19 protein-coding genes, 1 tRNA gene and 1 pseudogene are annotated in these 17904 nt (G+C 64.6%); 14 read left to right on the top strand and 7 right to left on the bottom strand.

What is annotated here, in order from left to right; genetic code table 11:
• Positions 1 to 148: 148 nt before the first annotated feature.
• The gene (locus ACZ1II_RS17505; protein WP_465144885.1) at positions 149 to 742 is read right to left on the bottom strand and encodes a site-specific integrase; all 594 of its coding nucleotides are present in this window, start codon (positions 740 to 742) and stop codon (positions 149 to 151) included.
• A gap of 57 nt (positions 743 to 799) precedes the next feature.
• On the opposite strand from ACZ1II_RS17505, the pseudogene ACZ1II_RS17500 reads away from it, so the two are divergent.
• Positions 800 to 1333, top strand: a pseudogene (locus ACZ1II_RS17500) (tyrosine-type recombinase/integrase); the annotation flags it as partial.
• 174 nt (positions 1334 to 1507) lie between these two features.
• Here the strand turns inward: ACZ1II_RS17500 and ACZ1II_RS17495 are convergent.
• Positions 1508 to 1582: transfer RNA gene (locus ACZ1II_RS17495), tRNA-Gln, on the bottom strand.
• A gap of 86 nt (positions 1583 to 1668) precedes the next feature.
• Positions 1669 to 2517 carry a glutathione-dependent disulfide-bond oxidoreductase gene (gene yghU / locus ACZ1II_RS17490; RefSeq protein ID WP_465144884.1) on the bottom strand — a complete coding sequence of 283 codons (849 nt, stop codon included), beginning with the start codon at positions 2515 to 2517 and terminating at the stop codon, positions 1669 to 1671.
• A 203-nt stretch (positions 2518 to 2720) separates the two neighbouring features.
• On the opposite strand from yghU, the gene ACZ1II_RS17485 reads away from it, so the two are divergent.
• The gene (locus ACZ1II_RS17485) at positions 2721 to 3362 is read left to right on the top strand and encodes a TetR/AcrR family transcriptional regulator (protein WP_465144883.1); all 642 of its coding nucleotides are present in this window, start codon (positions 2721 to 2723) and stop codon (positions 3360 to 3362) included.
• A 60-nt stretch (positions 3363 to 3422) separates the two neighbouring features.
• Here the strand turns inward: ACZ1II_RS17485 and ACZ1II_RS17480 are convergent, their stop codons facing one another.
• A complete protein-coding gene (locus tag ACZ1II_RS17480; RefSeq protein WP_465144882.1) occupies positions 3423 to 4523 on the bottom strand; it encodes a branched-chain amino acid aminotransferase in 1101 nt (366 codons plus the stop codon).
• Between the two features lie 908 nt (positions 4524 to 5431).
• A complete protein-coding gene (locus tag ACZ1II_RS17475; protein ID WP_465144881.1) occupies positions 5432 to 5980 on the bottom strand; it encodes a hypothetical protein in 549 nt (182 codons plus the stop codon).
• 47 nt (positions 5981 to 6027) lie between these two features.
• Here ACZ1II_RS17475 and ACZ1II_RS17470 point away from each other — a divergent pair, with 47 nt between their 5' ends.
• The 8 genes from ACZ1II_RS17470 (at position 6028) to ACZ1II_RS17435 (ending at position 11907) form a co-directional block, all read left to right on the top strand.
• Positions 6028 to 6831 carry a TlyA family RNA methyltransferase gene (locus tag ACZ1II_RS17470; RefSeq protein ID WP_465144880.1) on the top strand — a complete coding sequence of 268 codons (804 nt, stop codon included), beginning with the start codon at positions 6028 to 6030 and terminating at the stop codon, positions 6829 to 6831.
• Between the two features lie 93 nt (positions 6832 to 6924).
• The gene (locus tag ACZ1II_RS17465) at positions 6925 to 7479 is read left to right on the top strand and encodes a TspO/MBR family protein (RefSeq protein ID WP_465144879.1); all 555 of its coding nucleotides are present in this window, start codon (positions 6925 to 6927) and stop codon (positions 7477 to 7479) included.
• 67 nt (positions 7480 to 7546) lie between these two features.
• Complete coding sequence (locus ACZ1II_RS17460) at positions 7547 to 7795, top strand: accessory factor UbiK family protein (protein ID WP_465144878.1); 249 nt, start codon at positions 7547 to 7549, stop codon at positions 7793 to 7795.
• 121 nt (positions 7796 to 7916) lie between these two features.
• Positions 7917 to 8522 (top strand): DNA repair protein RecO, encoded by a 606-nt coding sequence (gene recO / locus ACZ1II_RS17455; protein ID WP_465144877.1) that lies wholly within the window; start codon positions 7917 to 7919, stop codon positions 8520 to 8522.
• Positions 8523 to 8541: 19 nt separating this feature from the next.
• The gene (gene leuB, locus ACZ1II_RS17450; RefSeq protein ID WP_465147330.1) at positions 8542 to 9585 is read left to right on the top strand and encodes a 3-isopropylmalate dehydrogenase; all 1044 of its coding nucleotides are present in this window, start codon (positions 8542 to 8544) and stop codon (positions 9583 to 9585) included.
• A 62-nt stretch (positions 9586 to 9647) separates the two neighbouring features.
• The gene (locus tag ACZ1II_RS17445) at positions 9648 to 10823 is read left to right on the top strand and encodes a glycosyltransferase (RefSeq protein ID WP_465144876.1); all 1176 of its coding nucleotides are present in this window, start codon (positions 9648 to 9650) and stop codon (positions 10821 to 10823) included.
• Between the two features lie 5 nt (positions 10824 to 10828).
• The gene (locus ACZ1II_RS17440) at positions 10829 to 11458 is read left to right on the top strand and encodes a DUF2238 domain-containing protein (protein ID WP_465144875.1); all 630 of its coding nucleotides are present in this window, start codon (positions 10829 to 10831) and stop codon (positions 11456 to 11458) included.
• A 101-nt stretch (positions 11459 to 11559) separates the two neighbouring features.
• Entirely contained in the window at positions 11560 to 11907 is a 348-nt protein-coding gene (locus ACZ1II_RS17435) for a hypothetical protein (RefSeq protein ID WP_465144874.1), read from the top strand.
• A gap of 17 nt (positions 11908 to 11924) precedes the next feature.
• Here the strand turns inward: ACZ1II_RS17435 and ACZ1II_RS17430 are convergent, their stop codons facing one another.
• Positions 11925 to 13208: a phospholipid carrier-dependent glycosyltransferase gene (locus ACZ1II_RS17430; protein ID WP_465144873.1), complete on the bottom strand. Its 1284-nt coding sequence runs from the start codon at positions 13206 to 13208 to the stop codon at positions 11925 to 11927.
• 143 nt (positions 13209 to 13351) lie between these two features.
• Between ACZ1II_RS17430 and ACZ1II_RS17425 the strand changes: the two genes are divergently transcribed.
• The 3 genes from ACZ1II_RS17425 (at position 13352) to ACZ1II_RS17415 (ending at position 16004) form a co-directional block, all read left to right on the top strand.
• Complete coding sequence (locus ACZ1II_RS17425; protein WP_465144872.1) at positions 13352 to 14560, top strand: trans-sulfuration enzyme family protein; 1209 nt, start codon at positions 13352 to 13354, stop codon at positions 14558 to 14560.
• A 171-nt stretch (positions 14561 to 14731) separates the two neighbouring features.
• Positions 14732 to 15130, top strand: coding sequence for a Co2+/Mg2+ efflux protein ApaG (apaG, locus tag ACZ1II_RS17420; RefSeq protein ID WP_465144871.1), 399 nt, complete (start codon positions 14732 to 14734; stop codon positions 15128 to 15130).
• Positions 15131 to 15188: 58 nt separating this feature from the next.
• Complete coding sequence (locus ACZ1II_RS17415; protein ID WP_465144870.1) at positions 15189 to 16004, top strand: LysR family transcriptional regulator; 816 nt, start codon at positions 15189 to 15191, stop codon at positions 16002 to 16004.
• Positions 16005 to 16011: 7 nt separating this feature from the next.
• Here ACZ1II_RS17415 and htpX read toward each other — a convergent pair whose 3' ends face one another.
• The gene (gene htpX / locus ACZ1II_RS17410; RefSeq protein ID WP_465144869.1) at positions 16012 to 16881 is read right to left on the bottom strand and encodes a zinc metalloprotease HtpX; all 870 of its coding nucleotides are present in this window, start codon (positions 16879 to 16881) and stop codon (positions 16012 to 16014) included.
• A 165-nt stretch (positions 16882 to 17046) separates the two neighbouring features.
• Between htpX and ACZ1II_RS17405 the strand changes: the two genes are divergently transcribed.
• On the top strand, positions 17047 to 17829 hold the full coding sequence (locus ACZ1II_RS17405) for an enoyl-CoA hydratase-related protein (protein WP_465144868.1): 783 nt from the start codon (positions 17047 to 17049) through the stop codon (positions 17827 to 17829).
• Positions 17830 to 17904: the final 75 nt, after the last annotated feature.

Genomic DNA, 17904 nt, shown 5'->3' with positions numbered 1-17904 from the left:
GCGCCGGTCTGCCTGAAAATGGCCCGTAATCGCGCAATACGGAGCTTGATCATTTGGGGCAGATGCTGGTCGTAACGAGATTGTGATCCGGTTCAACTCGCCTGTCCGGCTGGGCGGACCGGATTGCGACTGTTCGCGAACATTGCGTTCATGTCGTCATGCTTTCCGGCACCGCAGGTGCCGGAAGGCATGAATCGCGCTTGTCCGGGCTTAGGAAATGGGAGTTGCCGGGCCACGGCGCGCCAGTAGCGCTTGGAGTAGATGTCGCCCATCGTCTGGCTTTGCGTACCCGGGACAAGATCGAGGAACAGCAGGCGCTTTCCGTCGTGCCGGACGGCGGCAACGTATTTGAGGAACCCAAGCCGGATGATTTCACCGGCGGTCGGATAAACCCTTTCGAGCGCGGGGTTTTGATCCGGCCGGGAGCGGTCGCATCGATCCGCAGGTCGGGAATGTGATTCTCAATGTCGATGTCGGTCAGCATGAGTTTGGCGAGTTCATTTCGACGTGCCCCGGTGTGGTGCGCCAGGAGCGGAAGCCAGTATCCGGCGTCATGGACGATCCGCGATCCCGGCCGGTTGCGCCGCGCGAGGTTGTCAAAGCCTTTCCAGGACGGGAGTTGGAACAGCATGCGGGCCTGATCGGCGGGCGGTTTTGTCCGTCGCCGCGCCTGCACGCTCTCGAACCGGCACGCCGCGTTCAGGCAGGGCAGGTTGACAAGGTGGCAGCGGATTGTCCGCATTATCTTCGAACGGGACTGATCCCAAGGGATAATCGGTCGTTGAAGGCTGGTTGGTAGGTGCCAGCTCATAGTCGCTGGCCGGCGAAAACAGGGGCTGGCGAAATCATCACCCCGCCAGACCGATGCGACTTTCGGTGTCCTGCGAATCATCTTGGAGTGGGCGCGCGATCGCGGCATGATCTCGCACAACCACGCGACGCGCCAACGCCTCACGAACTGAAGGTTGTGCTGGAACTCGCCTTGTGGACCAGCCAGCGGCAGAGCGACCTGCTCAAGCTGTCGTGGTCTTCGTACAAGGGTGGGCGCATCATCTTCCGGCAGGGCAAGCGTAAGCGCCTGGTCAACATGCCCGTCTATTCGGAACTCAAAGCCGTTCTTGATGCGGAGACGTGCCGGGCGACGACGATCCTGACGATGGCCAACGGCAAGCCATGGCGCACGGACCCGCGTCTGATCCTTTTCATGCGCGAGTGGCGCCTTGTAACACTAGCGGCGGGGCTAGATGACCTGCATTTCCACGACCTACGAGGCACGACCTGCACCAAACTCGCAGACGCCGGATGCACGCCGTCACAAATAGCGACGATGCTCGGTTGGACCGGAAAAACCGTCAACGACATGCTCGACCGCTATCAGGCGAGGCCTCGCGCGGCCGCGTGTCGGCGGTGGCGAAACTGGAGGCCAATCGTGTTTGAATTGCGGAACGAAGTGCGGAACGGAAATTTGTGCCGAGGCTTGATTTCTTCGCTAATCGCGGAAGTCTGCTGGCTGGGGCGGCAGGATTCGAACCTGCGAATGCCGGTACCAAAAACCGGTGCCTTACCACTTGGCGACGCCCCAGCAGGGAGTGCGCGCTTAGCGGCTAATGCCGGCGCTGAAAAGCCCTTATCGAAGAGTTTTCCAGCGCCGGTTTCAACCTCGTGCGATCAGGGCGTCAATACCGCGTCGATGTCGGCCGCGCTGTGCCGCTCGCGCACGAAACCCTCGCCGTTGCGGTTGACGATGCGGCCGCGCTTCACGGGTTCGCGTTCGCCCACTTCCTCGCCCCAGCGGATCAGGTTCTTGTAGCTCGGTACGTCCAGGAATGTCGCGGCATCGCCATAAGCATCGCCGCGTACGAAGCCGCCGAACCAGCCATAAGCGGCGATATCGGCAATCGTGTAGTCGGGGCCGGCCAGATAGCGTGTCTCGCCCAGGCGCTTGTCGGCCACGTCGAGGAGGCGCTTGGTTTCCATCGCGTAGCGGTTGATCGGGTATTCGTACTTTTCAGGGGCGTAGGCGTAGAAGTGGCCGAAGCCGCCGCCGATCAGCGGGGCGGTCGACATTTGCCACATCAGCCAGGACAGGCATTCCGCACGTTCGTTATAGCTGGCAGGCACGAACTTTCCGAACTTCTCGGCAAGATAGAGCAAGATAGCGCCCGATTCGAATACGCGGACCGGCGCGTCGCCCGAATGATCGAGCAAGGCGGGAATCTTCGAATTCGGATTGATCGACACGAAGCCCGAACCGAACTGCTCACCTTCACCGATATTGATCAGCCAGGCGTCGTATTCCGCTTCCGCCACACCGGCTGCCAGAAGTTCCTCCAGCATGATCGTGACCTTCTGCCCATTGGGAGTACCCAGCGAGTAGAGTTGCAGCGGGTGTTCGCCGCGTGGCAGTTCTTTGTCGTGCGTCGCGCCGGATATCGGCCGGTTGATGCTGGCCCATTCGCCGCCGTTACCCCTGTCCCAGGTCCAGACTTTGGGCGGCGTGTAGGTAAGATCGGCCATGAGCAACTCCTTGATGTCTTGCGCGCAAATCTAGGAAGCGGGCGGGGCGGGAACAAGCCCGCCGCGCAATTCGTGGCGATGGGTGGGACGCGAACTACATATCCCTTGCCCCAACGCGCGACTTTTGCGAATATCATTTTAAATCAATTATCTAGTATGTTTGCGACGGTAGTGTCGCACGGGAAGATCAGTCAGGAAGACGAATGACCAAGACCATCGACGCGCCGAGCGCTCCAATCGGGGGCACTCCAGTGGGACGGCGGCAACCTTCGCGTCGGCGCAACAAGGGCTTTCAGGAGACTCACGTATTATTGATCGACACGGCTGTGCGGCTGATGTCGGAGAAGGGCACGGAAGCCTTGTCGCTTTCCGAGGTGGCGCGTGAGGCCGGGGTTAATCGCACCACAGTCTATTATCATTTCGACAGCCGTGAGGCGCTCCTCGCCGCGGTGCGGGAATGGTCGGCCAATCAGCTCGCAGCAGCCTTCGCACCATCCGATCCGACGGAAAGCCGAACGCGTTTCCTCACGCGTTTCGTGCTTGAAAAGCCGGAAGTCGTTGCGCTCTGGACCGAGGAATTCCTGGCCTCGGGATCTGTCGCTGCGCGTTATCCGCGTTGGGATGCTCTTGTGGAAGGTCTGCGCGTGCAGTTCGGCGAGAACGGGGAGGCAGCGGAAATGGATGCCGAGGCTTTCGCTACGTTCTTGTTGACCTGGGCGATGATCGGCCCGCGTGTCTATCGCAGCAGCGTGCGTCCGGACCTGTCGCTGGATGAGGCAGTCGACCGCCTGTCGCGGACGCAGAACGCGATGCTCCGTCTGATCGGAGTGACGCCGGGACGTTGATGGAAGGTGCTTCGACGGAAGAATGCCGGGAACCGCGCGGCCCCCGGCATTTTTGTTTTCTTACGAGATCTTGCGAATCCAGCCATGGGTATCCGCAGCTTCGCCACGTTGGATCGAGACCAGACGGTTCTTGAGCTTGGCGGTAAGCTGGCCGGGACCGCCGGAGCCGATCACGAATTCGCCGTCGCGGCCCGAGACCTTGCCGACCGAGGTGACGACCGCAGCGGTGCCGCAGGCGAAAGTCTCGATGAGCTTGCCCGAGGTGGCATCGTCGCGCCACTGGTCCAGGCTGTATTTGCCTTCCTCGACTTTCAGGCCTTCTTCGCGGGCGAGTTGCAGCAGGCTGTCGCGGGTGATGCCGGGCAGGATCGTGCCGGTGAGGGCGGGGGTCAGCAGGGTGCCGTCCTCGAACACGAAGTAGAGGTTCATGCCGCCCAGTTCCTCGATCCACTTGTGCTCGGCGGCGTCGAGGAAGACGACCTGGTCATGGCCGCGCGAGATGGCTTCGGCCTGGGGCACGAGGCTGGCGGCGTAGTTGCCGCCGCACTTGGCCGCGCCGGTGCCGCCGGGGGCCGCGCGGGTGTAGTCCGAAACCCAGATCGAGACGGCCGGGGCGCCGGACTTGAAGTAGTTGCCCGCCGGGCTGGCGATGACGATGAACTTGTACTGCTTGGCCGGGCGCACGCCGAGGAAGGCCTCGGTGGCGATCATGAAGGGGCGCAGATAGAGCGAAGCGCCTTCGGCTGCCGGAATCCAGGCGCTGTCGAGCTTCACCAGGCGTTCGATCGCCTCGACGAAAAGCGCTTCGGGCAGTTCGGGCATGGCGAGACGCTGGGCCGACTGGTTGAAGCGGGCGGCGTTGGCTTCGGGGCGGAACAGGGCGATCGAGCCGTCGGCCTGCTTGTAGGCCTTGAGGCCTTCGAAGATTTCCTGCGCATAGTGAAGCACCGATGCAGCGGGATCGAGCGCGATCGGCTGGCGCGGGCCGACGACGGCATCGTGCCAGCCCTGGCCTTCGGTCCACTCGATCGTCACCATGTGATCGGAGAAGTTCGTGCCGAAGCCGGGGTTGGCAAGTACGCCCTCACGGTGCTCCGCACTGGCAGGCGAAGGGTGGGGCAAAGTCGTGAAAGTCAGGCCGGCATCGGCGAGCGTCGCCATCGAACTAGTCCTCTATTGTGCGTTTCCGGCGCTCGTTGAATGAAAATTACACCCATGACAACCGAAAAGTAATTTTGATACACGCTTTTATAGCATTACCACGCCGCTGGGGTGAGGCAAACATGATTGCCAGAAAGGCCCTGAACGAGGAGGCGTTGGCAGAATGCCTTTGCGTCGAGAATTCGCGAAGGACCAGTGCGAAATTCGCCTTTCGGGATGCGCGGGATGAGCCTTTCGGAGGTTTTCTTGTCGCGACCCGGAAGGGCGGGCGCTCACCGGAGGCGGCGCTCTAAAAAAGGAAGCTCAAATGAGAAGGGCCGCCCCGGTTGCCCGGTGCGGCCCTTCGCATGGTCAGCGGCCGGGAAGTGCCGCCAGCGAAAGCCTTTATCGCTTCATCAGAATTTAGCGATAATGCCTCGCGACGGAAATTGCCGACCTCTCTGCTGAACCATGAGACATCGGATCACCTCCTTTCGCGCTGTTGAGCCAAGGTTGCCGCACTGGATATTGCACCGAGCGGCCGGACTTCGGAATGTTCCGGGCGCGTTTCCCGTTAACCCTTCGTCCTGTGAAATTTGTGTCCGATTCCGCAGCGCACAACAAGCCTTGAAAACATCTTTTTTGCGGTCATTATCGACGCTTCGGGCAAGTTTTCCCCAGCCTGCATGCCTTGCCGAAGGGTGGTTTCTGGGGGCTGATGTCTGCGGCCTTAAACATCCTGAAAACGCTCGATTTTGCGCTGAATCGCATCGCTTTGAAGCAATTTTTGACGGCGCGATTCCCGTTCACTTCTGGCCATAACGAAGACGAGGGGGAATCGGGCGGAAACAGCCTGCTCCTGTTCTCTTGGAAATGGAGCAGGCAATGCATCCGGAACGGTGCTGGACGGCGTGAGGATCCTGGGAGGATCAGCGGCAGTCTTCGATGACTCGTGAGATCTCCGTCCAGCTCGGGACGTAGAGCGTCGGAGTGCCCTGTGCCTGCACCATGAAGCGACCGCGGCTGAAGGCCATCGAATCGAGCAGGCGATCGCGTGCGGGCAGATCGACTTGGACACCGCCGCTGACCGGATGGGCGGCGAGGGCGCGAGTCGTGTCGGAAGTCGTGATCGACAGGGAGGCCGGGCCGGCACTCGCACCGCTGCGGAAAAGTGAAATCGTGGAAGCGGCGCGGTTGCAGCGGATGCCGAACGCGCCGTTCGCGAAGCTGGCGATGCCGGGGCTGGTGATCCGCCAGTCGCCCGGCGTCTGCGGGGCATCGCGCCAGTCCGTGGGCGGCGGAGCGGCAGGCGGAGGCGGTGCGGCAGGCGCCGTCGGCACGGGGCGCGGCGCCGGGACGGGCGGCTTGGTGGCCGGAACGCAGGCGGCGACGAGAGCCAATGCGGTCAGGGGAGCGGTCGCCAGCAGCTTGCGGGACAACGAATGGGCGTCGGTGCGCCGGCGCGGATTTGCCTTCATCCCCTTGGTATGGAATGAGGCGCCGCTCATCTCAAGTATGCAAAGCCATGACTGACCCGATCGAACCCCGTCCCGTCGAAAAGAAAACGGGCTCTGCCCCCAAGGCAGCGCCCAAGGCCACGAAGACGCGCGTCGATCAGGCGCTGGTCGATCGCGGGCTTGTCGAGAGCCGTACCCGTGCGCAGGCGATGGTGCTGGCGGGGCTGGTCTTTTCGGGCGAAACCAAGATTGCCAAGCCCGGCCAGAGCATCAAGGCCGATGCCCCGCTCGACGTGCGCGGACGCGATCATCCCTGGGTTTCGCGCGGCGGAATCAAGCTGGCCCATGCCATCGAGCATTTCGAACTCGATCCCACAGGCGCGGTAGCGATGGACATCGGCAGCTCGACCGGCGGCTTCACCGACGTTCTGCTGACGAACGGCGCGGAGCGGGTCTTTGCCGTGGATTCGGGCACGAACCAGCTGGCGTGGAAGCTGCGTCAGGACCCGCGCGTCACCGTGCTGGAGCAGACCAGCGCCCGCATCCTGACGCCGCAGCAGATCGATGCGCCGTGCAACTGGGTGGTCTGCGACGCCAGCTTCATCGGCCTCGCCAAAGTGCTCGAAGTGCCGCTGCGCCTCGCCGCGCGCGAATGCCGGTTGGTGGCGCTCATCAAGCCGCAGTTCGAGGTCGGTCGGAGCGAGGTGGGCAAGGGCGGCGTCGTCCGCGATCCGGTGCTGCACGAACGGGTCTGCAACGAAGTGCGCGACTGGCTCGAAGCGGACGGCTGGGTCATCCAGGGCATCGTCGAAAGCCCGATCAAGGGACCGGAAGGCAATATCGAGTTCCTCGTTTCGGCGCAGCGCGGGTGATTTTCCGGGCCTGTGGCGATTGCGTGCAAGGCAGGCTCGTTACACAACCCGCGTATCAGCGCCGTTTTTCCTGATTCGGGAGTTGCCAAGGGAATGAACCTGATCGCCTCGTCCGGCCAGTTGCGCGCCAGCCTGCTGCGCTGGGCGCTCGTGCTCGTTCCTCTCGTCGTGCTTCTCGGCTTCGTATCGGGCCGCATGGCGCAGAGCGGGCCGGGCAATCCCTGGTTCGATGCCTTGGTGAAGCCGGACATCTATCCGCCGCCGATCACTTTCGCGATCGTCTGGACCTTTCTCTACGTGCTGATGGGCGTCGCACTGGCGATGGTCTGCGCGGCGCGGGGTGCACGGGGGCGCGGTCTGGCGGTCATCGTCTTCGCCGTGCAGTTCGTACTTAACCTGGCTTGGAGCCCGGTGTTCTTCGGCGCTCACCGGATCACGGGCGGTCTCGTCGTGATCGGCCTGCTCGACCTTGCGGTGCTGGTGACGATTGCCCTGTTCGCGCGGATTCGCCCGGTCGCGGCCTTGCTGCTGGTGCCCTATCTCGCGTGGGTCTGCTTCGCGACTTACCTCAATTATGCTTTCCTTCAGGCCAATCCGGCGCTGGACGGGGTGGAAGGTCCGCGTGCCGTCCAGCGGTTCGAGATCTGAGCGCCTCTTCGCCGGAAAATCGCCGGAGCCTCTTGCGCGGTTTCGCGCAAGATACCAAATAGGCCCCATGCAAAGCGAAAACCCCTTCATCGCCGATTTCGTCAAGATGATGAACAGTGCTGCCGGCACGCTCGCCGGCGTGGGCCGTGAAGCGCGCGACAACGCTCGCGAACGCTTCAAGGAACTGCTGGGCGACATGGACTACGTCACTCGCGAGGAGTTCGAGGCCGTCAAGGAACTCGCTGCCACTGCGCGCGGCGAAGTCGAGGCGCTGAAGGCGCGTATCGAGGCGCTCGAAGGCAAGTCGGGCCAGTAAGGCCGCTTTTCGCTCCGAAATCCGGGACCATGTAAAGACGCGGGGGGAATTCCTTCCGCGTTTTGCGTTTCCGGGCTCGGCGCTTGTCATGCCGCAGCGCGAACGCCATTAACCGCACCTCATGCAGCTTCGCGCGCCCGCCATAGTCTGCGCCGCCCGCCCGCACGGCGAGGCGGCGGTGATCGCCCGGCTGCTCACCGCCGAGGCGGGGGTCGTCGCGGCCTATGTCGCTGGAGGCAGGGGACGGGAACTGCGTCCGGTGCTGATTCCGGGCAATGCCGTGGAGGCGGAAGTCCGCTCCAAGAGCGACAGCCAGCTGCCTTTCGCGCGGATCGAACTCGTCACCAGCCGCGGCCCCTGGCTGACCGAGCCGCTGCCTGCGGCGGCGATTTCCTGGGTTACGGCGCTCACCGCCATGGCCTTGCCCGAGCGTCAGCCGTTCCCCGCGCTCTACGATGCTCTCTGCGCCTTGCTCGACGCGATCTGCGTCGCGCCCTCGGCGCGGGGGTGGACTTTGCCGCTGCTGTCCTACGAAGTCCTGCTGCTGCGCGAGCTGGGTTACGGCGTGCCGGTCGGGCGCCCCGAGGACGACGATTGGGACGCGATACTCACCACTTTCGACCGGCTCGGGCGCGAGCTTGCGCGCTATCCGCTTGCCGATCGGCGTGGAGACGCTATGGGGTCGCGCGTCCTGCTGCGTGAGCGGCTGGCACGGATTCATGGCTGACAAGCAAGCGGAGAACGACATGCGTATCGCGGTTTTTGCAGGAGACGGGATCGGTCCCGAGGTCACCGAGCAGGCGGTGCGCGTTCTCGAAAAGCTTGAACTTCCGGGGCTTGAGCTGGTCGAAGGCGATGTCGGCGGCGCGGCCTATTACAAGCACGGCCACCCGCTTCCCGCCGAAACGCTGGAGATCGCGCGCTCGGCGCAGGCGATCCTGTTCGGCGCCGTGGGCGATTTCTCCTGCGACCACCTGGAGCGCCATCTGCGCCCGGAACAGGCCATTCTCGGCCTGCGCAAGGAACTCGGCCTCTTCGCGAACCTGCGCCCGGCGCAAGTCTTCGCGGGCCTTGAGGACTTGACGACGCTGCGCCCCGAAGTCGCCAGCAAGATCGACCTGCTGATCGTGCGCGAGCTGAACGGGGACGTCTACTTCGGCGAGAAGGGCCTGCGCACGCTCGAAGACGGCCGCCGTCAGGGCTGGGACATGATGTCCTATGCCGAGGACGAAGTGCGCCGTATCGCCCATGTCGGTTTCAAGGCGGCGATGGGGCGCTCGAAGAAGCTCTGCTCCGTCGACAAGGCGAACGTCCTCGAAACCTCGCAGCTCTGGCGCGACGTGGTGATCGAGGTCGCCAAGGAATATCCCGAGGTCGAACTCACTCACATGTACGTCGACAATGCGGCGATGCAGCTGGTGAAGAACCCCGGCCAGTTCGACGTGGTCGTCACCGGCAACCTGTTCGGCGACATTCTTTCCGATCAGGCCTCGATGTGCGTGGGCTCGATCGGACTGCTCGCTTCGGCCAGCCTTGCCGAGGGCACTTACGGCCTCTATGAGCCGATCCACGGTTCGGCGCCGGACATTGCGGGCAAGGGCCTCGCCAATCCGATGGCGACGATCCTCTCGGCGGCCATGCTGCTGCGCCATTCGCTCGGTCTCGAAGCCGAGGCGGCGCGGATCGAGGCGGCTGTCGCGAAGACGCTGGCCGACGGGATCAAGGGCGGCGATCTCGGCGGCACCGCGGGTACGCGGGAAATCGGTGACGCGGTGCTCGAACGCCTGTAAGGCGTTCGCAGGCCTTTACCGGCGACAAGATTTATTCAGATTTACCACCTACCACGGGGCGCATGAACATTACCGGTTCGGATATTGCAGGGACGATCGACGCTGGCGCCAGGCCTCTGGAGTTGGCGATCGTCCTGCCCACCTATAACGAGCGCAAGAACATCGCGACGATGATCGAGCGGCTCGACGCGGCGCTGCAAGGCGTGGCGTGGGAAGCCGTCTTCGTCGACGACAACAGCCCGGACGGCACTTCGGACGAGGCGCGCCGCCTCTCGCTCGTCGATCCGCGCGTGCGCTGCATCCAGCGCATCGGGCGGCGCGGCCTTGCCAGCGCGGCGATCGAGGGCATGTGCTCCACCGCCGCGCCGGTCGTGGCGGTCATGGACGCCGACCACCAGCACGATCCGGCGCTGCTGCCGGGCATGCTCAAGGCCGTGACCTCGGGCGAATACGACCTCGCCTATGCCTCGCGCTTCGCCGAAGGCGCCAGCACCGAGGCATGGGGCCGTCCCGACCGCGTGAAAGCCTCGGGCCTTGCCAACCGCATCGCCAACAAGGTCACAGGCGTCGAACTGACCGACCCGATGAGCGGGTTCTTCATGCTCCGCGCCGAAACCCTGCGCGCCGATGCGCACCGCCTTTCGGGCGTGGGCTTCAAGATTCTTCTCGATATCCTCGCAACCGTCGACCGTCCGCTGCGCGTCAAGGAGTTCCCGCTCCATTTCGCGGCGCGTGCGGAAGGTGAAAGCAAACTGGACCAGACCGTCGTGTTCGAATTCCTCGTGGGCCTTTACGACAAATGGCTGGGTCGGATCATCCCGACCCGTTTCGCGCTCTTCGGCACCGTCGGTGCGCTGGGCGTGGTGGTGCAGCTGAGCGTGCTCTGGGTGATGCTTCACCTCGTGTTCGCCGAGCGCTTCGTCTACGGCAACTGGTCGGAGAGCGCGACCTTCAACATCTCGAACACCATTGCGGCGGTCGTCGCGATGACGTTCAACTTCGTGCTCAACAACGAGCTGACTTATTCCGACAAGCGCCTGCGCGGCTTCGGCCCGCTGATGCGCGGTTGGGCGCAGTTTGCACTGACCTGCTCGCTGGGCCTGCTCACCAACATCGGTTCGGCGGCCGTGCTCAAGACCATCGGCATTCATGACGTGCTGGCGGTGATCACCGGCGTGCTGCTGGCCTCGGTGTTCAACTTCGCGCTCTCGTCGAAGTTCGTCTGGGGCAAGTACTGAGCGCCATGACGACGCGGCACCGCGTGCCGCGCGGGCAGATCCTGTTGCTCGTGGTGACGGGCATGGCGGCGTTGTTCAGCTTGCTGGACACGCCGTTTCCGCGTCTGGCGCCGATGCAGAACCTGCCGACCCTGGCGATTCTCGCCGCGATCGGCTGCTCGCTGCGGCGCTGGCCGATGCCGACGAGTGCGGTGGCTTGCGCCTGCTTGTTCCTCGTGCTTCACACGGTCGGCGGGCGCTATATCTATTCCTTCGTTCCCTATGAGGACTGGGCGCGGACGCTCGGCCTGCCTTCGCCTACCGCGACCTTGGGGCTGGAGCGCAATTCCTGGGACCGGCTCGTCCATTTCGGCTTCGGCGCGCTCTGGGTCCATCCGATCTCGTGCTGGCTCGCCCGGCACAAGGCGCTGTCGCTGACGCTCGCGACTTATATTGCGGTCGAATTCGTGCTGGCGGGTAGCGCGCTCTACGAAATCTTCGAATGGCTGCTCACCGTGTTCATGGCCGGGCCGGACGCGCTGGCCTACAACGGGCAGCAGGGCGATCCCTGGGACCCGCAGAAGGATATGGCGATGGCGGGGCTGGGCGCGGTGCTCGCGGCTGTCTTCCTGCGGGTGAAAGCGCGCCTTTCCTGAAAATACCTTCGACGGTGCCGGTAAGGCGTTCGCCGGATTCCCTTTGTGGAGTATGATGCGATCCTGTCTTCGCGGAAAACCGACGGGGGATAGGGCAAACCATGATACTGCGCGTTTCCATGAAGGTCCGCGATCCACGTCATGTCGCGGCCGTGCTTGCCGAAATCGTCGATCGTCCGGCGGTCGATGCCGGGGCGGGCTGGCGCATTGCCTCAAGGCAGGGTCCCGATCTCGAAGTTCTGGAGCGGCCGGAAGGGGCCTCTTCCTCGGGCGAGTGCGGTATCGCGCTGGCCACGCCGCTGACCATTGCCGAAGTCTTCGCCATCGCCGGTCGCGAGGGATGGCCTGCTCGCCATCGCAGGCCGCCGGGAACCTCAGGTGTGATCGAACTGCTGCTGGAAGGCGATTGCCGGATCGACGTGCTGACGGCCGAAATGCAGAGCGCCTGAACGCTCAGCCCGATCACTCAGCGCCAGTTCGGAAACCACATCCAGAAATTGTAGAATTCCTTGGTCGGCAGCGGCGCGCCCGAGATGATCGGATAGAACAGCACGAACAGGCCGACCGAGCCGACGAAGGCACAGGTGGCAAGGTGACGCCAGCGGTCCTTGCGCTGCCACAGCGCGTCCAGCGCAAAGGCCAGCACCGCCATCAGGAATGCGCCGGGCAGGAGGTAGTGGTAGTAGAACTGGATCGGCTTGCCGTTGACGATCCAGATGCCGAGCGTGCTCGCATAGAGCAGGATTACCGTCAGCACGTCGCGCCGGGCGCGCAGCAGCGAGGCCCATAGGCCCCAGCCCAGCGCGAAGAGCCCGGCGATCATCGATACCGGATTGCCCAGCATGACGATGCCGTGCTGATGGCCGTCGATGTTCTCGAACTGGTACCAGATCGGCCGCCAGTCGACCATCCACTGGTACCAGTAGCTGCGATAGGGGTGCGGCTTCTTCACGCTGTCCTGAAGCGCGATCATGTGCCGGTGCTGCTCGATGAAGCCCCAGGGCGAGGTCGGCCTGATGCTGTAGAACATGGCGGGAGCGTAAGTCGCCCAATAGACCAGCAGCGGCAGCAGTCCGAGCCAGAACGCCGCTTCCACCAGCGAGATGCCGGGGATCGGACCGGCTCCCTTGCGACCGACGAGGTTCCAGCCGTTCTCGCGGATGCGCAGTGCCAGGAACCACAGGCCGGGGATCATGAGCGCAGGCGCGCTGCTCCACTTGGCGCCGAGCGAAAGTCCGAGTGCGATGCCCGCCGCCGCTAGATGGGCACGGGCCACGCCGCGCGTCCGCGCGCGCAGGGCTGCGGCGAATTGCCAGAGGCCGGCCATGCAGAGCGCGGCCTCGACCATGTCGAGCATCGAGATGCGGCTCTGGACGAACCACATGAAGTTCGTCGCCAGCAGCACCGTCGCGGTGATCGTCGCGCGGCGGCGGCCGGACAAGAGCCAGACGAAGCGGGCGAAGGCGAACAGGCCGAAGGCGCCGAACAGCAGCGGGCCGATGCGCCAGGCCAGCGGGCGGTCGCCGAGGAGGGCGATGAAACCGGCGATCACTTCCTTGGCGAACATCGGGTGCTCGCGGTTGGCCGGGATCAGTTCCAGCAGCTTCAGCGCCGCCGGAACGTAGTGGACTTCGTCGAAATAGTAGCGCCCCGGCTCCGCGAGTCGGAACAGGGCGAGGGCCAGGAACAGGCCCGCCACGATCAGGCTCCAGCCGATCGGATCTCGGTCATTGCGCGAAGCGTTCGGCATCGGAGCGGCGGAATAAGGGCGAAGCGGGGGGACTGCAAGACTGGCGGAAACTTGCTCCACCGAAGCGATACGGGAGGGAAGGTTGCAGAGGCGCCTGCACGGGCACTTGCACTGGCGCTTTCGCGATCCTAGAGGCTTGGGCCATGAAACGCACCACCGGACAGGACCGCTCGAAGACCCGCAACTGGCGCACCGCCACCCGCGCGATCCGCGGGGGGACCTGGCGCTCGGAAATGGGGGAGACCAGCGAGGCGCTGTTCCTCACCTCCGGCTATAGCTACGACGATGCCGCCACCGTTGCCGCCCGCTTCCAGGGTGAGGACGACGGCATGACCTATTCGCGTCTCCAGAACCCGACCGTGCAGATGCTGGAAGAGCGCATCGCCCTGCTCGAAGGCGCGGAAGCCTGCCGCACCCAGGCCTCGGGCATGGCGGCGATGACCACGGCTCTGCTCTGCCAGCTTTCGGCGGGCGACCACATGGTCTCGGCCCGTGCTGCTTTCGGGTCCTGCCGCTGGCTGGGCGACAGCTTGCTGCCGCGCTTCGGCATCGAGGTGACGGTGGTCGACGCCACCGACACCGCCGCGTGGGAAGCGGCGATCCGTCCGAATACGAAGGTGTTCTTCTTCGAATCTCCGGCCAATCCGACCATGGACATCGCCGACATCGCAGGCATCTGCGCCATCGCCAAGGCGCATGGCATCACCACCGTGGTCGACAACGCCTTCTGCTCGCCGGCGCTGCAACGCCCGATGGAGTTCGGCGTGGACGTCGTCGCTTATTCCGCGACCAAGCTGATGGATGGTCAGGGCCGCGTGCTGGCAGGGGCCGTCTGCGGCACCGAGGAATTCATCAACGACAAGCTCCTACCGTTTCAGCGCAACACCGGGCCGAACCTCTCGCCGTTCAATGCCTGGGTCGTGCTCAAGGGGCTGGAAACGCTCGATCTGCGCGCCAAGAAGCAGAGCGAGAACGCGCTCAAGGTCGGTGAGTTCGTTGCCGGGCGTGTGCCGAAAATCCTCCACCCCTGGCTCGACAGCCACCCGCAGCAGGCGCTCGCGCAGAAGCAGATGGACGCCTGCGGGCCGATCTTCAGCTTCGAACTCGAAGGCGGCCGTGCGCAGGCCCATGCCCTGCTCGATGCGCTCGAACTGATCGACATCTCCAACAACATCGGCGATTCGCGTTCGCTGATGTGCCATCCCGCCTCGACCACCCACCACGGCGTCGGTCCGGAAGGGCGTGAGGCCATGGGCGTTACCGAAGGCATGCTGCGCATCAATGTCGGCCTCGAAGACGCCGACGATCTGATCGAAGACCTCGATCAGGCGCTGGGCAAGGCAGGCCTCTGAGGAACCGCGCCGGGCGGCTCCACGCCGGCTTTGCCGTGTCGGCGCGGGTTCTTTTACAGGGATTTATCGTTTTGCAGCCCCTGCCATACGGCGAACCGCTCGAAATCGGGACGCCGCTTGGGCCTTGCGCGGTTGTCGTGCCGTCAATTCGTCGTTAGTCTCGCGGGCGTTATGAAGGAATTCTTCCAGCATACCGCGATGACGGACGGCGTGACCGTAAGGGTCGCCGTCAACTTCCTGCCCGAGCAATCGCGCATCGAGGCGGGCAAGTGGTTCTGGGTCTATCACATCCGTATCGAGAACGAGTCGGACGAGACCCTGCAACTCATGACCCGGCACTGGCGCATTACCGATGGCAATGGCGACGTCAGCATGGTCGATGGCGAAGGCGTGGTCGGCGAACAGCCGGTCATCGCACCCGGCCATAGCCATGACTACGTCTCGGGATGCCCGCTGCCGACCCCGCAGGGCTCGATGGAAGGGCACTACACCTTCCTGCGCGACGACGGCAGCGAGGTGGAGGCGCAGATCCCGTTCTTCCCGCTTGCGGCGCCCGCAACGGCGCGCTGAGTCGGGCATAAGTCAGTTCGTCATTGCCCGTGTGCAAGCCAGCGCATAGGGAACTCCCATGAAGCGCACCCACCTGCCCCTCAATGCCCTGCGCGTGTTCGACGCAGCGGCACGCCATCTCTCGTTCACCCGCGCCGCCGACGAACTGGCGGTGACGCCTGCGGCCGTCGGACAGCAGATCCGCGCGTTGGAGGACCTGCTGGGTGTGGTCCTGTTCCGCCGCACCAGCAAGGGTCTGGAACTCACCGACGAGGCGGGCGCGGGCCTTGCCGCGCTGCGCACCGGTTTCCTGCACTTCGAGGATGCGGTGCAGGCGATGCAGGCAGGCCAGTCCAGCCATGTCTACACGATCGCGGCCCCGCGCGAGTTCTTCGCCGCCTGGCTGGCACCGCGACTGGCGACGTTCCGGGCCGAGAACCCGCAAGTGCGCTACGTCATCGTCGACGGCGAACTCACCGACTTCACCGAGGCCAACCTCGATCTCGCCGTGCGCTGGACCGATGGTCCCGGCGAACTCGAAGGCGCGGCGCTGGGCGCGGCGGAATGGGTCGAAGTGGGCGAGGGCGACTGGATCGGCTGGCCGGGCGACCCGACGCCGGGCGCCGAAGCCGAAGCCAATGAAGAGGAAGCCAAGCCCGCCATCGCCGTCAGCGATGCCGGACAGGCAATCGCCGCCGCGCGCTCCGGACTTGGCCGCGCCCGTGTCCCCGGCCTGCTTGCCAAGGGCCTGATCGCTCCCGGCGACGACAGCGTGAAGCAGACGACCATACCCAGCCGCCGCGGCTACTGGCTGGTGGCGCCGCTGCCGCAGTGGCGCCAGAAGAAGGTCAAGGCGCTGGTCTCGGCGCTGACCGACCAGTCGCCTTCGGACTGAGCTTCCTCTAACGCCGGGTCGGATCGAGCGCCGAGGCGGAACGGCGCTCGGGCGTGCCGTCCATGGCCATCAGCGCGGCGATTCGCTTCTCGGTCGCCGGGTGGGTCGAGAACAGGTCCGAGACCGCCGTGGGCACGATATAGAGCTGAGCCGCCGCCGGATTGCGCTCCGCCGCAACGCTCGGCACGGCCTGCGCCGGTCCGGCGATCTTGGCGAGGGCCGAGGCGAGCGCGCGGGGATTGCCGCTGATTTCGGCACCTGCCTTGTCCGCACCGAATTCGCGGGTGCGGCTGATCGCCATCTGCACGATCATTGCCGCGAAAGGCGCCATGAATACGGCGGCCATGGCGGCGATGGGGTTGGGACGGTCTTCACCGTGACCACCGCCGAAGAACAGGCCGAAGTTGGCGATCATCGAGATCGCGCCGGCAATCGTCGCCACCATCGTCATGATCAGCGTGTCGCGGTTCTTCACGTGGCCGAGTTCGTGCGCCATGACCGCAGCCACTTCCTCGCGGTTCAAGGTGTCGAGCAGCCCGGTCGTCGCGGCAACGGCGGCATGCTCCGGGTTGCGGCCCGTGGCGAAGGCATTGGGGTTGGGGCTGTCGACCAGATAGACGCGCGGCATCGGCAGCTGTGCGCGGCGGGCCAGCTGGGCGACGAGGGTGTAGAATTCCGGCGCCGAGCGTTCGTCCACCTCGCGGGCATTGTGCATCTTGAGGACGATGCTGTCGGCGTTCCAGAAGGTGAACAGGTTCATCCCCGTCGCCGCCACGAGCGCGATCATCGCCCCGCCGCTGCCGCCAAAGATATAGCCCAGCCCCATGAACAGCGCCGTCAGCGCCGCCAGCAGCATGGCTGTCTTGAAACCGTTCACGTTCTGAAACTCCTGAAATTGTCGAGTGCGGCAATCTGGGTATCACGCTGCGGCTTTCAATATCCGGAACGAGATGGGGCGTTGCCGAAGCCGGCGAAATCGTGAATGCCGTCAGGCAAGGATGCCGGTTCCAACCGGCACGAACCACGCGGAGCGATGCCTGAAATGACTTACGAAAAAGTGCTCTACAGCTTGAATAACGGCGTTGCGCGGATTGCGATGAACGATCCCGCCACGCGCAATGCAGGTTCGGCGCAGATGGGCGAGGAACTGTTCGATGCCCTGGGCCGCGCTGCTTTCGAGGCGCGCGCGGTGGTGCTGACGGGTGAGGGCAAGGCGTTCTGCTCCGGTGCGAACCTCGGCGATGCGGGCGAGATGCTCGCTGACCCGCGCCGCGACGTCGGCACTTTGCTGGACCGCCACTTCAATCCCGTCATCATCGCCATGCGGGACATGGAGCAGCCGATCGTCACCGCCGTGCGCGGTGCGGCGGCGGGCGTCGGCGCCGGACTGGCGATGGCGGGCGACCTCATTCTCTGCGGCGAGAGCGGTTTCTTCCTCCAGGCCTTCCGCCATGTCGGCCTCGTGCCCGACGGCGGTTCCTCGTGGCTGCTCACTCGCGCGGTGGGGCGGGTGCGGGCGATGGAAATGATGCTGCTGGGCGAGCGTCTGCCTGCCGCCAAAGCGCTGGAGTGGGGCCTCGTCAACCGCGTGGTGCCCGACGAGGACCTCGACGCTGCCGCATTGGCGCTGGCGGGCGAGCTGGCGCAGGGACCCTGGTCGCTGCGCCGGATCAAGCAGGTGGCCTGGGCGGCGACCGACTCCACGCTGGAGCAGGCCCTGACCAGTGAGCGCCTCGGTCAGCGCGACGCTTCGCGAACCGAGGATTTCGTGGAAGGCGTCACTGCCTTTGCCGAGAAAAGGCCGCCCGTCTTCAAGGGGCGCTGACCGCAAGGTGACACTTTGGTTGACACAGTTGACACGGTCCAGAGCGGAAAAAACCGTCACCTTGCCGAGGAATTA

The sequence above is a fragment of the Novosphingobium sp. BL-S-20 genome, assembly GCF_055521635.1.
Note: the sequence above shows the minus strand (reverse complement) of the source record. Positions and strands in the feature narration are given on the sequence as shown.

Coding starts and splice junctions, on each gene's coding strand:
- ACZ1II_RS17505 (WP_465144885.1), bottom strand. CDS start 742: ATGCGGACAATCCGCTGCCACCTTGTCAACCTGCCCTGCCTGAACGCG.
- yghU (WP_465144884.1), bottom strand. CDS start 2,517: ATGGCCGATCTTACCTACACGCCGCCCAAAGTCTGGACCTGGGACAGG.
- ACZ1II_RS17485 (WP_465144883.1), top strand. CDS start 2,721: ATGACCAAGACCATCGACGCGCCGAGCGCTCCAATCGGGGGCACTCCA.
- ACZ1II_RS17480 (WP_465144882.1), bottom strand. CDS start 4,523: ATGGCGACGCTCGCCGATGCCGGCCTGACTTTCACGACTTTGCCCCAC.
- ACZ1II_RS17475 (WP_465144881.1), bottom strand. CDS start 5,980: ATGAAGGCAAATCCGCGCCGGCGCACCGACGCCCATTCGTTGTCCCGC.
- ACZ1II_RS17470 (WP_465144880.1), top strand. CDS start 6,028: ATGACTGACCCGATCGAACCCCGTCCCGTCGAAAAGAAAACGGGCTCT.
- ACZ1II_RS17465 (WP_465144879.1), top strand. CDS start 6,925: ATGAACCTGATCGCCTCGTCCGGCCAGTTGCGCGCCAGCCTGCTGCGC.
- ACZ1II_RS17460 (WP_465144878.1), top strand. CDS start 7,547: ATGCAAAGCGAAAACCCCTTCATCGCCGATTTCGTCAAGATGATGAAC.
- recO (WP_465144877.1), top strand. CDS start 7,917: ATGCAGCTTCGCGCGCCCGCCATAGTCTGCGCCGCCCGCCCGCACGGC.
- leuB (WP_465147330.1), top strand. CDS start 8,542: ATGCGTATCGCGGTTTTTGCAGGAGACGGGATCGGTCCCGAGGTCACC.
- ACZ1II_RS17445 (WP_465144876.1), top strand. CDS start 9,648: ATGAACATTACCGGTTCGGATATTGCAGGGACGATCGACGCTGGCGCC.
- ACZ1II_RS17440 (WP_465144875.1), top strand. CDS start 10,829: ATGACGACGCGGCACCGCGTGCCGCGCGGGCAGATCCTGTTGCTCGTG.
- ACZ1II_RS17435 (WP_465144874.1), top strand. CDS start 11,560: ATGATACTGCGCGTTTCCATGAAGGTCCGCGATCCACGTCATGTCGCG.
- ACZ1II_RS17430 (WP_465144873.1), bottom strand. CDS start 13,208: ATGCCGAACGCTTCGCGCAATGACCGAGATCCGATCGGCTGGAGCCTG.
- ACZ1II_RS17425 (WP_465144872.1), top strand. CDS start 13,352: ATGAAACGCACCACCGGACAGGACCGCTCGAAGACCCGCAACTGGCGC.
- apaG (WP_465144871.1), top strand. CDS start 14,732: ATGAAGGAATTCTTCCAGCATACCGCGATGACGGACGGCGTGACCGTA.
- ACZ1II_RS17415 (WP_465144870.1), top strand. CDS start 15,189: ATGAAGCGCACCCACCTGCCCCTCAATGCCCTGCGCGTGTTCGACGCA.
- ACZ1II_RS17405 (WP_465144868.1), top strand. CDS start 17,047: ATGACTTACGAAAAAGTGCTCTACAGCTTGAATAACGGCGTTGCGCGG.